The 1,075-nt window shown below is 44.5% G+C and carries 1 protein-coding gene; it reads left to right on the forward strand.

Annotated features, from left to right (window positions below; genetic code table 11):
- The coding region (locus ACREB4_RS21340) for a hypothetical protein (RefSeq protein ID WP_431590247.1) at window positions 1–822 on the forward strand (822 nt) is incomplete at its 5' end.
- Window positions 823–1,075: the final 253 nt, after the last annotated feature.

The following is a 1,075-nucleotide window of genomic DNA, read 5'->3' on the forward strand; positions in this document are numbered from 1 at the left end:
AGCTATCACACTTATCCCGCTCCATTGGGCCCAGAAGCCCGTAAACAACGAAACTGGGACAACCCAGTATTGGATGCTGTTAAAAGTCGCCTTCTGGAAACTACTACCGAAGCATCTGACAGAGCACGTTTGCTTGCCGTTTCATCACCTAATAGTAGTGACTGGCTGCATGCTCTGCCAATCGCTTCCTGTGGTTTACTTTTAGATGACGAAGCTGTCAGAGTCGCTATCGGTTTCCGGCTAGGAGCCAAAGTATGTGAACCACACATCTGTGTGTGTGGCTCACAAGTGGATGCTCGCGGACTTCATTGCCTGTCTTGCAAACGTAGCTCAGGAAGGATCAGCCGCCACAATAATATCAATGATATTATTTGGCGTTCTCTAATTAAGGCAGGGGTGCCCGCTAGAAAAGAACCTGTTGGTCTTTCTAGATCCGACGGCAAGCGTCCTGATGGGTTAACTCTGATTCCGTGGTGCTCTGGTCGCTGTGCTGTGTGGGACGTCACCGTAGTTGACACCCTAGCTAAATCCTACATTCACCTAACAATTTCTACCATTGCCGGAGCAGCAGAGCTAGCCGATACTCGAAAAATGTCGAAATATCAGAACCTAGCGTCTAGTTATGAGGTGATACCTGTTGCTTTTGAGACCATGGGGCCCATAAATTCCACCGGAGCAGAGTTTATACGAGTCCTTGGAAATAAAATGGCACAACGGTCTGGTGATCCCCGTGAGACTGGTTTTTTATGGCAGAGACTGTCGATTGCCCTGCAGCGTTTTAACGCTGTTTGTTTCAGGGGTTGTTTCGATTCTGACATTTAAGCCATAGGGCCCTAAAGATAAATAATTGTATACAAGAAAAATTGCATAATAAATAAATAATAAATAAATAATTGATATTGAAGAAGATGTCTAAAATTAAAAATAGTATGGCAAGTAAACACCACTAGTTATGAGTTCTTGAGAGAGATAGAGAGCTAGAGAGAGAGAGAGAGAGAGAGAGAGAGAGAGAGAGAGAGTGAGAGAGAGAGAGAGAAAGAAAGAGATGAGAGAAAAGGGTGGAGTTTAATATTGT

This window comes from Aquabacterium sp., assembly GCF_050725395.1.
In the GTDB taxonomy this organism is placed as follows: domain Bacteria; phylum Pseudomonadota; class Gammaproteobacteria; order Burkholderiales; family Burkholderiaceae_C; genus Aquabacterium.